The sequence below is a fragment of the Nannocystis punicea genome, assembly GCF_026965555.1.
GTDB lineage: Bacteria > Myxococcota_A > Polyangia > Nannocystales > Nannocystaceae > Nannocystis > Nannocystis punicea.
Genome location: NZ_CP114040.1, coordinates 6,782,706 through 6,798,192, shown reverse-complemented (window position 1 = coordinate 6,798,192; position 15,487 = coordinate 6,782,706). Strand labels below are relative to the sequence as shown.

Annotated in this window: 12 protein-coding genes; 7 read left to right on the top strand and 5 right to left on the bottom strand. The window is 71.8% G+C overall.

Annotated features, from left to right (window positions below; translation table 11 throughout):
- Window positions 1–60 precede the first annotated feature (60 nt).
- From O0S08_RS26205 to O0S08_RS26195, 3 genes are all read left to right on the top strand, one after another.
- Window positions 61–690: a hypothetical protein gene (locus tag O0S08_RS26205; protein WP_269032011.1), complete on the top strand. Its 630-nt coding sequence runs from the start codon at window positions 61–63 to the stop codon at window positions 688–690.
- Between the two features lie 354 nt (window positions 691–1,044).
- Window positions 1,045–2,709, top strand: a complete 1,665-nt coding sequence (locus O0S08_RS26200) for a hypothetical protein (RefSeq protein WP_269032010.1) — start codon at window positions 1,045–1,047, stop codon at window positions 2,707–2,709.
- Window positions 2,706–3,611 carry a hypothetical protein gene (locus O0S08_RS26195; protein ID WP_269032009.1) on the top strand — a complete coding sequence of 302 codons (906 nt, stop codon included), beginning with the start codon at window positions 2,706–2,708 and terminating at the stop codon, window positions 3,609–3,611. The genes O0S08_RS26200 and O0S08_RS26195 overlap by 4 nt, the downstream gene beginning before the upstream one ends.
- A gap of 265 nt (window positions 3,612–3,876) precedes the next feature.
- On the opposite strand, the gene O0S08_RS26190 is transcribed toward O0S08_RS26195, so the two are convergent.
- Both O0S08_RS26190 and O0S08_RS26185 read right to left on the bottom strand, forming a co-directional pair.
- Window positions 3,877–4,707 carry a universal stress protein gene (locus tag O0S08_RS26190; protein WP_269032008.1) on the bottom strand — a complete coding sequence of 277 codons (831 nt, stop codon included), beginning with the start codon at window positions 4,705–4,707 and terminating at the stop codon, window positions 3,877–3,879.
- A 389-nt stretch (window positions 4,708–5,096) separates the two neighbouring features.
- On the bottom strand, window positions 5,097–6,581 hold the full coding sequence (locus O0S08_RS26185; protein ID WP_269032007.1) for a cytochrome-c peroxidase: 1,485 nt from the start codon (window positions 6,579–6,581) through the stop codon (window positions 5,097–5,099).
- A gap of 1,038 nt (window positions 6,582–7,619) precedes the next feature.
- Here O0S08_RS26185 and O0S08_RS26180 point away from each other — a divergent pair.
- Window positions 7,620–8,057, top strand: coding sequence for a universal stress protein (locus tag O0S08_RS26180; RefSeq protein ID WP_269032006.1), 438 nt, complete (start codon window positions 7,620–7,622; stop codon window positions 8,055–8,057).
- 206 nt (window positions 8,058–8,263) lie between these two features.
- Here the strand turns inward: O0S08_RS26180 and O0S08_RS26175 are convergent, their stop codons facing one another.
- Window positions 8,264–9,688 (bottom strand): sigma-54-dependent transcriptional regulator, encoded by a 1,425-nt coding sequence (locus O0S08_RS26175; protein ID WP_269032005.1) that lies wholly within the window; start codon window positions 9,686–9,688, stop codon window positions 8,264–8,266.
- Window positions 9,689–10,370: 682 nt separating this feature from the next.
- Between O0S08_RS26175 and O0S08_RS26170 the strand changes: the two genes are divergently transcribed.
- The 3 genes from O0S08_RS26170 (at window position 10,371) to O0S08_RS26160 (ending at window position 13,904) form a co-directional block, all read left to right on the top strand.
- A complete protein-coding gene (locus O0S08_RS26170; RefSeq protein ID WP_269032004.1) occupies window positions 10,371–10,778 on the top strand; it encodes a response regulator in 408 nt (135 codons plus the stop codon).
- Between the two features lie 82 nt (window positions 10,779–10,860).
- Window positions 10,861–12,543: a protoglobin domain-containing protein gene (locus tag O0S08_RS26165; RefSeq protein WP_371879553.1), complete on the top strand. Its 1,683-nt coding sequence runs from the start codon at window positions 10,861–10,863 to the stop codon at window positions 12,541–12,543.
- Window positions 12,543–13,904, top strand: a complete 1,362-nt coding sequence (locus tag O0S08_RS26160) for a sigma-54-dependent transcriptional regulator (RefSeq protein WP_269032003.1) — start codon at window positions 12,543–12,545, stop codon at window positions 13,902–13,904. The genes O0S08_RS26165 and O0S08_RS26160 overlap by 1 nt, the downstream gene beginning before the upstream one ends.
- A gap of 130 nt (window positions 13,905–14,034) precedes the next feature.
- Here O0S08_RS26160 and O0S08_RS26155 read toward each other — a convergent pair whose 3' ends face one another.
- Both O0S08_RS26155 and O0S08_RS26150 read right to left on the bottom strand, forming a co-directional pair.
- A complete protein-coding gene (locus O0S08_RS26155; RefSeq protein ID WP_269032002.1) occupies window positions 14,035–14,523 on the bottom strand; it encodes a hypothetical protein in 489 nt (162 codons plus the stop codon).
- Between the two features lie 137 nt (window positions 14,524–14,660).
- The gene (locus O0S08_RS26150; protein WP_269032001.1) at window positions 14,661–14,792 is read right to left on the bottom strand and encodes a hypothetical protein; all 132 of its coding nucleotides are present in this window, start codon (window positions 14,790–14,792) and stop codon (window positions 14,661–14,663) included.
- Window positions 14,793–15,487 lie beyond the last annotated feature (695 nt).

The window sequence follows — 15,487 nt, the reverse complement described above, 5'->3', positions numbered from 1 at the left end:
GTCGCGGCGGCCGGGCGGCCAGGTCGGGCGGGCCGGGGCGACCCATGACAAGCTAGGCGGGTGACTCCGCCACGCCGCCCGCTCGCCCTGCTGCCCGCCGCGGCGTGGCTGTGCGCGGCGCTGGGGAGCGCTCCGGCCGTGGCCCGCGACGGCGTGTCGTCGGTGGGCACGCTCGTCGACCCGTTCCTGCACAAGGAGCGGGGCCTGCGCGCGACCGGGACCTACCTGCACGTCTCGCCGGCGCTGTTCGGCTTCGACGTGCGGGCGCCCGACTTCCGCGTGTGGGGCTGGGGGCTCGGCGCGGGGCGCTACTGGACGCTGCGCAAGCGCCTGGCGGTCGCGTTCGGCGGCTTCTTCGAGCACCTCCTGTGGGTCCACTCGAGCAACCCCGCCGCCGGCGGGGCCGCGACGACGCTCAACTTCGTCCGCTTCGGCCCGGAGCTGCGGATCGGCGCGAGCAGCGAGCGCCTGTTCGGCTACGGGCTCGCGCGCGTGGGCGTCGACCTGCTGGCGGGGACGCCGGACGCGAACCTCCGGCCGATGTTCCTGGCCGAGGTCGGCGCGGGCCTCCAGGCCGCCCTCGGTGCGCAGCGTCGCCTGCTCCTCGGCGTGGAGCCGGCGATCGACGCGTCGGTGCCGGCGCCGTGGCTGCTGTTTCGCGTGCGGGCGTTCATCGGCGTGCGCTTCTGAGGGCGGGCGAAGTCGCGGGTGTGCAGGGGTGCGGGCGGCGAGCTCGACACGTGTGCTCCGTGCCGCGTCGTGCGAGCATTGGGTCCGTAGGCCCAAGTGCTTCATCGATGATCGGCGTTCCCGAGCGTCACGCTGACTTCGAGCATTCCCTGCGATTGGCGCTCGACGATCAAGCCGTCGACAATGTCGACACGACGGCCGAGCTCTCGGGCCGTTCCAGGGCCGGGACGACTCCTCCAGCTGCGCGCAAGAGCTTCGAGCCGCCTCGGCCTGGCAAGCGTTGCCGGCAGGTCAGGGTGGGGCGCGGGCGCTGAAAATAGAGTGTGTCGCACACTCGCGGACCGGGTCCTCTGATTGCGCCGAGTCCTCATGCGGACAATGTACAAAGTTCTGGAAGTCGGGGAGCTGGTGCGTCCGCTCACGGGGGTATCGTTCACGGGCCGGCACGGTTCGCATCGAGGTCTACACAACCACGCAATGAGTTCACGCGTGGGACGGTGCGGGACAGGACAGAAGTTTTTCTGGCGGGCAGCCGCGTGTCTGGCGTTGGCGGCGGGAGGCCTCCTGGCGGAGCCCGGGCGGGCGGAGGCGCGGAGCGGCGAGGTGCCCGAGTCGGTGTCGCAGGCGCAAAACGGCGAGGCCCGGTGTGGGCGGGTTCGGATGCCGCGGGTCCGCGGCGGGGCCCGCGGCGGCTCTCGCGGCGGCTCTCGCGGGAGCGGTGGGTCGGAATGGAAGACTTCCAGCGGCGCCGAGCTGACGAGCTCGCAGGCCTCGCTGGCGTCGCATGGTTTTGACACGCTGAGCGTGGGCGCGCAGGCTGGACAGGCCTTCGTCGGCGTCGACGGGGGCGAGATGTGGGTGATGACGCGGGCCGTCGGCAGCGAGGGCGAGGGTCTGGCGGTCGCGCGTGTCCCCGTCGACGTGCCGCTCGGCGATGTCGCCGAGGTGATGGCGGAGCGAGCGGGCGGTTCGTCGGATCTGCTGATCGACGAGACCACGCTCGCCGGCCTGCCGCCCAGCGCGCAGCGCATGGCGGCCGGGCAGCAGCTGACGGTGCTCGGCCGAGACGGGGGTCGCTACCGCTGCATCGATGTCGGCGAGGGGACGAAGGACGGGTGGACGCGGGGCAGGCTGGCGCTCGAGCGCCTGCCCGGGCTGTACTTTCGCCTCGACGAGCTGTTCGAGACCGGGCGGCTCGACGAGTTGATGAAGATCGAAGTCGACCCGGACGATATCGCAGTGATGCCGCTGCTCAACAACACGGACACGCTCCGCGTGCTCGAGGAAGGGGCGGTTCGACTCCGGACGCCCGAGCGCTTTGACGTCGAGGCGGTCGGCGATGCGATGGCCCAGCAACGCGGAAAATTCCTGGTCCTGCTGGGGCACATGGAGCACGGGGCGTTCAAGCTGCGCGTCAAGGGCAAGTCGGTCGAGCTGCCCGTCGCCGAGCTCGAGGCCAGCGCGGCGGCGCACGACGTCACGCTCATCGTGCTCGGATGTAGCTCGGCCAAATTTACGCGGGCGACCGGGGCGTCGGCGCCGTTCAACGCGTTGACCGTCGCGGGTCGGCTGGTGGAGGAGCTCCAGCGGGGTCGGCGTGAGCTCGCTTCGCTGCTCCACGGCCTCACCGGCGACGACACCAAGCTCGTGGTCAGCTCGGCGACATTCAACACCGCCCGCCGGCGAGCGGAGTTCCAGCTGCGGCAGCAGGGTGCTCGGGGGCGCGTGATGGCCGGTGGCGTGGTCATCGTGTCGACGGGCGCCGTCGTCACCGTGGCCGCGGCGCCGAGGACCGGCAGCTCTGGAGAGGGTCCCGCGGCGAGGCCCGACCCGACGATGGGTCCCACGCCGACCTCAGGGCCCAGTGAGCCTTCCATGTCCCCGGCCGCGTCGGAACGCGCCGCGACTGCGCCCGTGACGTCTTCGGGCTGGGGTTACGGGTGGGGGCTCCTCGCGCTCTCCGGGCTGGTCGGCGTCTTCTCGTATTGGCGGGCCCGGGCGGGAGACGAGGAGACATGAGCGGAGAGACGCCGGACATCGACGAGATGGTCGGGTTCCTGGCGCGTCATGGGGACGGGGTGCTCGACGCGCTGCGCGTGGTCCACAGCGAGCTCGCGCCGTACCTCGAGCCGGGCATGCTGGCCGGGCCCGCGGCGGACGATCAGCTACGGGCCCGTGCACACGTGGCCACGGTGACGCTGCAGACCCTCCTCGGGCGCTGCGAGCCAGCCCTCGCGCGGGTGCAGGGCCGGCTCGCGCGACTGCGCGTCAGCTCGAGGGTCGCCTCCGGGAGCACCGTGCTGACGATGGTCGCCGTGTTCCCGATGCTCGCGGCGGAGAACGGGCCGGCGACCCACGCCGCGGTCGCCGTCGCCTCGATCGCCGGGCTCGTGTCGTTCGGGCTTCACGTCGCGGGGGGCGTGGAGCCGCTGACCGAGGCGTATGCGACGCTGGTCGACTGCCAGGGCCGCGGGCTGCTGCTGCTGAGCGCGCTGCAGGGGTATCTCGAGCACGACCTCGACGGCGAGCGGGTGCCGGGGATCGTCGATGAGATCAACGCAATGCTGCTTCGGCTCAACCGCGCGGAGCGGGCAGCGCCGAGCCTGGCCGTCGGGCTTGAGTCGGCGCCTCGCGGATCCGCGGGGTCGACCTCGGTGTACCCGCTGTTCAAATTGCTGAACACTCTCTTCAACGAGCCGGAGCTGCGGATGTTCATGGCATTCATCGGCGAGGCTCGCCTCGACCAGGGGCTGCCGGGCGCCGGCGCGTCGCAGCGACAGCTGGCGTTCGCGGCGGCGACGACGCTCGAGCGCGAGGGCCTGGTCCGCGCCGCGCTCGACCGTCTGGCGGCGCGGTTCCCCGGGCGAACGGCCGACATCGAGGCTGTGCGGGCGCTGCGGTTCGGCGCCCCCCGGCGGTGAAGACGATCCATTCGCGGTGGTGAGGATTTTCAGACCTGTCTCATGGATCCGCTGGAGAACCCGCCAATGTCGCCCAATCACCAGATGCGGCGATGCCGTCACATGTCTTGAAGGACACCTATGGGTCCAGTCATTCGCTGGCCGCGAGAGTCGGATCGCGCTCGGGGACGAATGATGGGAGGCGGCGAGGACCGATTCCACGGACGGGGCCTGCGGGGCCAGGATCGAGGCTTCGAGCGAGATCGTGAGGTGCAGCGGCAGGGGCTCAGCGCGACGGCACCACCGCGACCGGACAGGCGGCGGAGCTCGCCAGCGCCGAGGCGGTGCTGCTGAGGAACGCCCGGGCGACGGTGCCCAGGCGCCGCGAGCCGACGACCACGAGCGCCGCGTCGCGGGCCCGGGCGAGGGCGGCGATCTGCTGCGCGGGCTCGCCGTAGACGACGTGGCGGGTGCCGGACAGGTCGCGCTCGAGCGCCCATTCGTGGACGCGGTCGACGACGTCGGCGCGGTAGATCTCTCGGGCCGCGAGCCAGCGTGGTTCGAGCTCGTCGATGAAGTCGTTGTAGTGCGCCTCGCCGACGTGCACGAGCTCGAGCGGCCGGCGGTGGCGGGCGGCGAACTGCTGCGCGAACTCGACGGCGCCGGCGCTGGTCTCCTCGAGGTCGGTGGCGACGAGCACCGGGCCCGCACCGGCGGCGACCCAGTCCGGCGGCACCACGATCACCGGGGCCGGCAATCCTCGCAAGACCCGCCGCGCCGTCGCGCCGAGGCGCAGCAGCGACGTGCCCTCGCCCGGGGCGGCGCGGCCGATGACGAGGCCCGCGGCGCCCTCGGCGGCGCGGGCGAGGCCGACCTCGGCCCGGTCGGCCTCCATCACCTGGACGTCGCCCGGCCCCATCTCGGCGGCGGCGCGGGCGAGGACGGCCTGGAACTGCTCGTAGTTGTCGCTGCGGAGATAGCCGCGCATCCACGTCTCGAGCACGTGGACGCTCGTCACCGATTCACCGGCCTCGCGCAGCCAGCGGGCGAACGCCAGCGCCCCGCGAGAGCGCGCGCCGAGATCGAGGCCGAGGACCCATCGCAGTGCTGTCGACATACGAATCCGTGCTCCTGTCGTCGGACGCCAGATTGCAACCGGCGCACCTCGGTCGTGGGCGAGAGAATCGTTGGTGATTTCGCCCGACCTGCCGCTCGCGGCGGGCCGCCGCGTGCAAACGGTGCACGCGGCACGCAGGCGCTGCGTCAGGCGCTGCGAGGGCCTCTGCGGGCGCTCTCCGATTGTGCACAGTCACCGAGCGACGGACGGTGTCGAGGATATCGCCATGCTGTCCTCAAGGCCATGTCGCAGGCGAGCGGCAGGACGGGGCGACGAGGGTGCCGACGACGCGTACCTCCCGAGGCGGACGCGCCGTGACGCCGGCGATGCGGCGCCGGTCGTCGTGCCGAGGTTTCACGCGATCGAGCGCCGCCACGCCGGCGAGGCCGTCACTGCAGCAGCTGCGGCGGCTTGACCGTCTTGGTGTCGGTCAGCGTCTTGAGGTAGGCGACGATCGCGGCCTCTTCCGCGACGGTCAGGTCGAGGTCGCCGATCAGGAAGCCGATGGCGAGCGTGCCCGTCTCCTCCGGGGCGGGCCAGCAGTTGGCCGCCCGCGCCGCCGCTTCGGTCCAGTCCTTCTTCGGGTCGCAGCGGGTGATCCCGAACTTGGCGGCGGTGGCTCCGTTGCTGCTCACGTCCGAGGTGTTGTAGAAGTGGACGAGGCTCTCGAGGCTCTTGAACCAGCCGTTGTGGGTGTAGGCCTTGACGAAGCTCGTGGTCGGCCGCTTGTCGACGTTGCGCAGCGTCGGGGTCTTGTGCATCCCGAGCTGGTTGGGCAGCCCCGAACGGGCGCCGATGCCGGGGCTGCCGAGCGGGCCCGGGATGGCGGGATTGCGCGGCACGCCGATGTTGTGATAGGCGGCGTCGGTGTAGAGCTCGCCCGGATCGAGGCCGGCCTTGTTGGGATCTTCGATCACGAAGACCGGCGTGTTGCTGTGACAGAGCGCGCAGCCGGCCTTGCCGTAGAACAGCTCGTGTCCGAGGTTCTCCTTGGCCGTCAGGCCGTTGAGCGGGAACGCCACGCCCGCCCCCTCCGCGCCGATGTCGGCGGCCAGTGCGAGGTCTCGCTTCGAGCTGAACGAGTTGACCTCGCCCGAGGCTTGCCAGGCCGCCAGCGCCACCGCGATCCGCTTGAAGCTGAGCATGAAGCCGGCCGCGCTGCAGTCGATCTTCTCGCCCCAGGCCAGCGTGTACAGCGAATAGTAGGGGGCGGCCGCGACGTGCTGGCAGACCTGCTGCTCGCTGATGTTCTGCTCGACCGGGTTCGGGAACGGCTGCAGCGCTTGATCGGCCACCGGGCCCAGGAACTGGGCGAAGAGGTCCTGCAGGGAGGCCTTGCCCTTGAATACCTCGACGCCGACGTGGGCCGTCGCCCCGGCGACGCGCGGCGCGTCGCTGCCCTCGGCGCGGCCGTCCCAGAAGACGCCGCCGCAGGGCAGGAGGAACGGCGGGCACTCCAGCTGGAGCGGCATGTTGCGCGCGTAGGCGTTGCTCGGCGGCTTGATCGAGCCCACCGCGCCCAGGGCCGCGCCCGGCGCCGCGACCTGGAGCTGGTTGACCTTGGCGTCCTTCAAGGTCCAGCCGGCCGCAGGATCGTGACAGCTGACGCAGCCCTGTTTGTCGTTCGGGACAGAGAGCTCGTCGAAGAAGACGAACTTGCCGAGCTGCTGCAGGCTCTCCAGCGGCCCGTAGGAGCGGCCGGTGGGGACCTCTTCGTCGAACAGCAGCTCGAGCGGCAGATCCTCGGGCTCGTCGCCCTCCGGGTCGTCCGTCGCGGCGTCCGCGAGGACGGCCTGGGCCGCGCCGGCGGCGAGGTTCGGCTCGAGGTTCGGCTCGACGCTGTCACATTGCAGGAGCCCTGCGATCGGGCTCACGAGGAGCGACCCGATCACTATCGCGTGGATATGAGTGGACATGCAGTGAACTATCTCCGTACAATCCTCGGTCCGGGGTCCGGACTCACCGACGATGCGAGCGGTCCATCCGCCGAGCAAGCAGCGGCGGTGCGGGCGGTCACCCGGACAGCCGTTCCCGGGTCCTACGAAACCTCGCCGGCGCAGCACCAGGCCGGCAGGTCCCTTCAACGGCGATCCCGACGGTCGCAGGCGTTGTGCGCCGCAGCCGTGGCGTCCGCGGGTCCACGCGTTCGCAGCGGGCCCCGCCGGGCCTCCGGTCCGTGAATCGGCGCCCGTCCGATGATTCGTGCGTCACAGCGGTGAGCGGCTCGTGCCACTTTGCCTCGCCGCGTACGGTCGCGTGCAGGCCGGTGGCGGACCGCCGGCGGACGCCTGGCGGCTTTCGCCGCCCACCCGTCATTCCGCGGCCATCCTGGCGCGGGGGGCGGCGGGCCGACGCCCGAGCTCCCGCGCGGTGCGGCGGGGCGCGGGCCCTGTAGGCCTTCACCCCTGAATGTCGCCGTCGAGCCGCGTCCCCTCTCCGCGGTCGAGGACGGCCTGGAACGACTCGTCGTCGCCGCTGCGGAGAACTCCACACATTGACGTCGCTGGCACACGGGTGCTCGTCTGTGTTCCGTTGCCTCGCCGTCGTCGCCGCGGAGAACTCCACACATTGACGTCGCTGGCACACGGGCGCGTCCCTGCTTGTGGGCCGCGACCGAAGCCGAGCGCCCCTCGCGGTGCTGTCGACATACGAATCATGCACACCGCGCCGCAGCGCCGAATCGGTGGGCGAGAGTCGGGAGCAATCGCGGAGGACCTCCGCGGCCGCGTGCACGTCGTGACCGCGCGCGCCAGGCTCGCGGCGCGGACGATGCTCGCGGCGGCGGTGACTTCGGCGACGCGCCCGGCTCGGGCGAGCTCAGGTGTGCGGGGCCTCGCCACGCGGCGGGCGGCAGGAATTTCGCGCGCTCCGGGGCTGCCGAGCCGGGCCGGAGGGGGCATGGTTTGCCCGGCATGTACAAGCGCATCCTCGCAGCCCTCGATGGATCTCCCCGCACCGAGCTCGTGTTCAGCCACGCCGAGCAGCTCGCCCGCATGCACGGCGCGATCCTCCACCTGTGTCGGGCCGTCAACGTGCCGGTCGGTGTCCCTCTGGAAGCCTGGGCGCTGTCCGGCGGCGAGCTGACCGAGAAGCTCCTGGAGGACGGCCAGAGCGACCTGGCGGCGCTGCGCGGGCGCCTGTCACCGCCGATCGTCGGCGAGAATCGCGTGCAGATCGGGCGGCCGGCGCAAGTGATCTGCGAGCTGGCGGACGAGCTCGAGGTCGACCTGATCGTGATCGGCAGCCACGGCTTCGACGCGCTCGATCGACTGATCGGCACCACCGCGGCGCGCGTCGTCAACCACGCGCATTGCAGCGTGATGGTCGTCCGCCCGCCGCGGAGCGCGTGAGCGAATCACACGTCCGCTCGAGCGGCGGGTCGGCACCCACATCGCACGCGCCGCCGACCACGCGCATTGCGGCGTGAGGGTCGTCCGCTCGCCGCGGAGCGCGTGAGCGAATCACCCGCGCTCGAGCGGCCGAGCGGACCCCGCGGCGCGCGACTTCGGCATTGCGGCGTGAGGGTCGTTCGCTCGCCGCGGGGCGCGTCGACGGATCACGCGTTGACGCCGGCTCCCCGGCGATCGTCGTCGGCCTCGGCGCGCTGCGGTCGGGCCGCGTCGGCCGGTCGCTCGGGGCGCGCAGGGGCGAGGTCCTGCCTGGCGCGGCCGTATTCGTTGAGCCGGTACTGGATCTTGCGCGCCGAGATGCCGAGGATCCGGGCGGCCTTGCTGGTGCTGCCGCCGGTGTGCTCGAGGGTCTGCAAGATCGCGTAGCGCTCGATGTCCCACAGGCTGGCGCCGGGGATCACGGGCGCGCCGCGATGTTCGGCCGCGGCGGCAGTGAACTCGCGCGGCAGGTCTCTCGGCTCGATCTCGCGGCCGCGCGCGAGGATCACGGCCCGCTCGATGCATTGCTCGAGCTGGCGGGTGTTGCCGGGCCAGTCGAGGCCGAACAGGATCTGCAGCACCCGCTCGGCGCAGCCGGTGATCGACTTGCCGAGCTTGCGCGCGTGACGTTGCACGAAGTGGGTGGCCAGCAGCGGGATGTCGTCCCGGCGCTCGCGCAGGGCCGGGACGCGGAGGCTGACGACCGCGAGGCGCTCGGCCAGCTCGGGGCGAAACCGGCCGCCGGCGACCGCGGAGGCGAGGTCGCGGCTGGTGGCGAGGACGCGGACGTCGATCTCGAGGCGGGCGCCGCCGAGCCGCGTCACGCAGCGCTCCTGCAGCAGGCCCAGCAGGCGGGCCTGCAGCGCGGGCGGCAGCGCGTCGATGTCGGTGAGCAGGAGGGTGCCGCGGTGGGCCGCGAGCACGCGACCCTCGGAGCCGAACAGCTCGTCGCTCAGGGAGGCCTCGTCGGCGGTGCTGCAGGACACGCGCACGAGCCGGCCCGGGCGCCCGCTGAGCTGGTGGATCAGGCGGGCGAGGTGCTGCTTGCCGCTGCCTCGCTCGCCGGTGACGAGCAGCGAGACCGGCGCCGCGGCGACCTGCTCCGCAAGCTCGACGAGCTCGCGATGGACCCGGCTCTGGCCGACGAGGTCGGCGGTGGCCTCGGCGGTCGCGGCGCTGGGACGCGCGTCCTTGATCCCGCTCGAGATGGCCCGGCCGGCGACGATGCGCTGGAGCGTGAGCAGCACCTGCTCGAAGTTCAGCGGCTTGCTGAGGTAGTCGTCGGCGCCGAGCTGCATGGCCTCGACGGCGCCCTCGACCGAGCCGAAGCCGGACATGATGACGACCGCGACCTCGGGCAGCCGCTCGCGCAGGCGGGCGAGCAGCTCGATGCCGCCGAGCGCGGGCATCTTGACGTCGGTGAGGACGATGTCGGGCCGCCACTCGTCGGCGCGCCCGAGCGCCTTGTAGCCGTCGGCGGCGCACTGGACCTCGTACCCCTCCTCTCGCAGCAGGGCGGACAGCGCCGAGCGGGCGCTCGGCTCGTCGTCGACGATGAGGATCCGGGGGGCGGCGGGGCTTGGGTTGGGCATGGATCTGTCCTGAGAGGCAGGTTCATCGCGGCGCGACGGCCGACTGCGAGGCTTCGTTGCCCGGTGCTTCAGCAACCTCCGTGCCAGGTCGGGGGCCGGTGAGCCCGCAAGGTTCGCGCGGGGGCGAGGTGCAGCGATTGCGTCGAGGTGCACGCCTTGCGCGGCGCTCCGAACCGACGTTGCGCCGCGCGAGGGTGAGCGACCGCGTGGTGCGAAGGGACACCATTGGGGTGATCACCCGGCGATTGATCACGGGACCAAGAAGGATCTTCCCGTGAATGAGGGGACCGCAGCGACCGCGGCGCAGCGCGAGGGGCAATCTCCCAGGGCGCGCATGAACCGAGGCCGGCGGCGCGGGCTCGCCGTCGAGGGGTGCGTGCACTCGGTGCATTCGCGTGCAGGAACTGCGCGTGCGACTGCGGCGCCGGGCGGATATCGTGAGCCGCGTCGAGGGGCGCCGCATCTGACCTCACGAGAGCTTCGTCGCCAGGCTCCCCGCACCGATCGATGAACGCGGCGGCGAAGCGCGACGTGCAGGTCTTGCACGCGGGCGCAAGGCGCTCGCGCTCGCGGTGGCGACGAGCCGCCGCGGGCTGGGATGGCGGCTCGACGAACGATGGCACGACGCTTGCTCGATGCTCCCGGAGCTCGCCCGCATTCTCCTCGTCCAGCCCTCACGACCATGACCCCATGCGCAATCCATCCGCCCGTGCAGGCCGCGGTGACCGGACGACCGGTGTCGATCCTCGTCGTCGACGGCGCGCCGAAGACGGCCACCGTCCTGGTCAAGTTGCTGCGGGTCGACGGCTTCGTCGTCGAGGTCGCGGCCGACGCCGCGGCCGCCGAGGCCCGCGTCGAGCGCGGCCCGCAGCCGGACATCCTGGTGATGGACGTGTCGCCGGCGCGCGCGGGCGAGGTCGAGACGCTGCGGCGGATCCACGCGCGTCACCCGACGCTGCGCCTCGTGCTCGTGACGGCCCACCCGCAGGTCGCGGAGCGCCTCGCGCTCGGCGCCGCTCCGGGCTGTCGGATCGTCACCAAGCCGATCGATTACTCCGGGCTGCTGCGGCTGCTGGAGGCGGTCACGTGAGGCCGAATCGGCGGGAATTCCGGGCCTTGTTGCCGCGCAGGTCGAGATGGTAATTTTCACGCGAACAGAGCGAGAGCGACGGATTCCCCTGCCGAACCACGGTCTTCCAGTCCGGGACCCTCCTGCCGCCGAGACCCGATTCGAGGAGCTGAAGCGCTACGTCGCGTTCGCGGCGGAGGACGCGGCGCTCCTGCGATCCTTCCGTGACGTCGCGGCGCCGCACTTCGCCCGCATCGCGCAGGAGTTCTACGACCGGATCCGCCAGCACGACGAGGCGCACGCGGTGTTCACCGGCGAGGCCCAGATCGCGCGGCTGCAGCGGTCGCTGGTGCTGTGGATGGAGCGGCTGTTCGGCGGCCGCTACGACGAGGCCTACTTCGAGGACACGGCGCAGATCGGCCGCGTGCACGTCAAGGTCGGGCTGCCGCAGCGGTACATGTTCACGGCGATGGCGCTCATCCGCTCGTCGCTGCTGCGGATCGCCGAGGCCGCCGGCCCGTCCGGCCTCGCGGTCATGGACGCCATCTCGCGCCTGCTCGACCTCGAGCTGGCGATCATGCTCGAGAGCTACCGCGACAACTTCGTCGCCCGCATCCAGCAGGTCGAGCGCCTCGAGCGCCAGGCGCTGGGCGCCTCGCTGGCGCGGACGGAGCACCGCTACGTCAACGCGGTCGAGCTGGCGCACGTGATCATCGTCGGCCTCGACGCGCAGGGCTCGATCTTGCTGTTCAATCAAGAGGCGGAGCGGACCACCGGCTTCGCGCGCGACGAGGTGATCGGCCGCTCCTTGCTCGATTGCCTGGCGATCGACGAGATCGGGGAGGGCGCCGCGCTGCGCCAGATCTTGCGCGGCTTCGCGTCGGCGCAGGGCGCGGCGAGCGAGCGCGAGGTGGTGAGCCGGGCGATCGAGACGGCGGTCAGCACCCGCGCCGGCCAGCGCCGCAGCGTGCTGTGGCAGCTGACGCACGCGCCGTCGAGCGGCGACGACGTGTGCGTGTTCGCCATCGGCCGCGACACCACCGACGAGAAGGCGCTGCTGGCTCGCACCAAGCAGCAAGAGAAGCTGGCGGCGATCGGCACGCTCGCGGCCGGCCTGGCCCACGAGATCCGCAACCCGCTCAACGGGGCGCAGCTCCACGTCACGTACCTCGATCGCTCGCTCAAGAAGTCGGGCGCGCACCCCGAGCTGATCGAGACCGTCGGCGTGGTGGCCGACGAGATCAAGCGCCTCGGCAGCCTCGTCACCGAGTTCCTGGCGTTCGCGCGGCCGAAGCCGCTGCTGGTCAAGCGCGTGTCGGTGCAGACGCTGCTCGATCGGGTCGCGCAGATGGTCGCCGCCCAGGCGCACCCGCACGGCGTGGAGGTGGCGCTCGACGTGCCGCCGCAGCCGATCGAGATCGAGGCCGACGGGGCCAAGCTCGAGCAGGTGCTGCTCAACCTGACGCAGAACGCGATCGAGGCGGTCGCCGGCGAGGCCGGGGCCGGCCGGGTGGTCCTGCGCGCGCGGCGGCAGCCGCAGACGGTGTCGTTCGAGATCGAGGACAACGGCCCGGGGATCCCCGCGGACGCCCCGATCTTCGACGCGTTCTTCTCGACCAAGCCGCAGGGCACCGGCCTCGGCCTGTCGATCTCGTACCGCATCGTCACCGACCACGGCGGCACCCTCGACGTCGACAGCAAGCGCGGATGCACCATCTTCCGCATCGTGCTGCCGCTCGACGGCCCGCCCGACAGCGCGAACCGGTCGCGCGTGGAGGCCACGTAATGGCGCAGGAACCGAGGAAGCCGCGAATCATCGTCGTCGACGACGAGCCGAGCGCGCGCCAGGGGCTGGAGAAGCTCCTGCGCCACGAGGGCTTCGACGTGCGCATCGACGCCGACGGAGCCGCGGCGCTGCGCACCGCCGCCGAGTTCGCGCCCGACGTGGTGGTGACCGATCTGCGCATGCCGAAGATGGACGGCATGGAGCTGCTGAAGCGCCTGCGCGAGCAGGACCGCGACGTCCCGGTGATCGTCGTGACTGCCTTCGGCGAGGTCGCGTCGGCGGTCGCGGCGATGCAGGCCGGCGCCGACGACTACCAGACCAAGCCGGTCGAGATCGACGCGCTGGTGCTGGCGATCCGGCGGGCGATGGAGCGGCGGGCGCTGCGGAGCGAGGCCGAGAACCTGCGGAGGCAGCTGCGCGAGCGCGACGGCAGCGGCCTGCAGGGGCTCCTGGGCACCAGCCCGGCGATGCAGCAGGTCTATCGCACGGCCAAGCAGGTGGCCGGCGCGCGGGCGACGGTGCTGCTCACGGGCGAGAGCGGGACCGGCAAGGGCGAGCTGGCGCGCGCGATCCATGCCCTCGGCCCGCGCGTCAAGCAGCCGTTCGTCGCCCTGCACTGCGCGGCCCTGGCCGAATCCTTGCTCGAGAGCGAATTGTTCGGCCACGAGAAGGGCTCGTTCACCGGCGCCGACCGCCAGCGGATCGGCCGCTTCGAACAGGCCGACAAGGGCACCCTGTTCCTCGACGAGATCGGCGAAATCTCGCCGACGCTGCAGGTCAAGCTGCTCCGCGTGCTGCAGGAGCGGACCTTCGAGCGCGTCGGCGGCGGCGAGTCGATCAAGGTCGACGTCCGGGTCGTCGCCGCCACCAACCGCGACCTCGCCAAGGAGGTCCGTGAGGGCCGCTTCCGCGAGGACCTGTTCTACCGCCTCAACGTGGTCCACATCGAGCTCCCGCCGCTGCGCCTGCGCGGGCGCGACTCGCTGCTGCTGGCCGAGCACTTCCTGCAGCGCTTCGTCGCCGAGAACCACGCGTCGATCCGCGGCTTCACGGAGCGCGCGCAGGGGAAGATCGCCCGCCACACCTGGCCCGGCAACGTCCGCGAGCTCGAGAACGCGATCGAGCGCGCGGTGGTGCTGTGCGACGCCGACCTCATCGACGCCGATCACCTGCCGTTCGAGCAGGCGCCCGACGTGCAGGGCGGGGTCCGGATCCCCGGCGCGACGCTGGCGGAGATCGAGCGCCACGCGATCCTCTCCACGCTCGACGCCGTCGGCGGCTCGACCGCCCGCGCGGCCGAGATCCTCGACATCAGCGTGCGCACCATCCAGTACCGCCTGCACGCCTACGGGCGGCGCTGAATCGCCGCAGGGCCTGCGCGGAGCGTTCGCCGGGTTTTCGCGTCCACCGCTCGAGCGCCGGGCGGGCATTGTGCAGAGTGCAGCGAGACCGTGGCCGTGGTGGGAGAGCGCGAGCGCGCCGTCGCGAGAGTCACTGCGCTGCGGCCGGCTTGTCGGCGATCTTCGCCGTCTGCGAGCAATTGTTCAGGCAGGTCCAGCGGTCGGTGTCGTTCAGGCTGCGGTCGGCGTGGCAGGCATCGACGCAGGACCCGAGGCGGTCGACCGCGCCGGGGAAGGCCGCCTCGACCGAGCTCGCCGACTGCTTGCATTCGTCGACGCAGGCCGGGTCGCCCGGGGATTGCCGGTGGCAGCGATCGAGGCACTTCACCGCCGCGTCGAGCGCCGGCTCGCCGCCGGCCGTGGGCGCGACCTTGAAGGCCGTCTCGCAATTGTTGCGACAGGTCGCCGCGTCGGTGGCGCTGAGCCGCTGCGCGCTGCACTCGTCGAGGCACTCGGACAGACCCTTGCGGTCGCCGCTCGGGTTGGCGTCGTGGACCTCGACGCGCGGCGCGGGCGGCGGGGCGTCGCAGCCGGCGACGAGGAGGAGCGTGGTGAACAGACAGCGGTGGGCGACGTGCATGGGCCCCATGGTCAGCAAGCCACGTGCCAGCGGTTCTCGCTGGCATTCTCGCCGGGCCCGCTCGCGGAGGCGAAGGCCTTGCGCCGCGGCGCAGTCGTTGCGTGCGGCCTCCCCGAGCCCCCGCCACCTCGACTGCGTCACTCGTGCGAATGGTCCCGCAGGCGGCTGCGATTGAACAGGAACACCCCGACGATGGCGAGGGCGCCGCACAACCAACCGAGCATGTTGGGCAAAAATCCGGGGAAGGCGAAGGCGATGATGGTGGTCATTCGATGCTCCTCGTCGAACGAAGTAGCAAGGCTCGTACCATTGGCACGTCGAATCGCTCCGGCGCTCCGGCGGCCTCGACGGCGCCAGACGGCGATTCGTTTGCGCCCTGCCGCAGTTCGTGCGAACAAGCCCCGGCGCGAGTGACGTTACGGCAGCGAGCCTCCGGCGAGCTCCGCCGCAGTCAGCGTCATGGCCGCGACGAGCCGCGGTGCGACGACTTCGCCGGCGACCTCGACCGCGCGAGACGACGGTCCCGAATGTCCGCTGTGAACCTTCACGCGTGGCCACCTCCGTGCTCCGCGTCTGGTGATTCTGCGTGAATGCAGCGAGCCGCCAGTGCGAGCAATCGAGGACGAGGTCCGAACCAGGTCGTTCTCTCCTCCATGCAATGGCGGCGAGAGGACTCGCTCGTCTTCCGTCTGTCCCGGAGGCCATGGAGCAATCACGAGCTGACTCGCGTTCAATATCAGCCCGGCGTTTCGCCCCGTTGCCGAGGTCTGCGGCGGCGTCCGCGACGGGAGACGGCGGTCGCCACGAGCGTCGTCCGTGTCTCAGGATCTTCGTGGAGGCGTCGGCGGCGTCACCGGACTCGACCGGTGCGCGCGCCGCCGGCGGTCGCGCCGCCGCGGTCTCCGAACGGTGCGAGGATTGTCGGTACCAGCTTCTCCCACCTTCGTATCGTTCCATGCGAGGA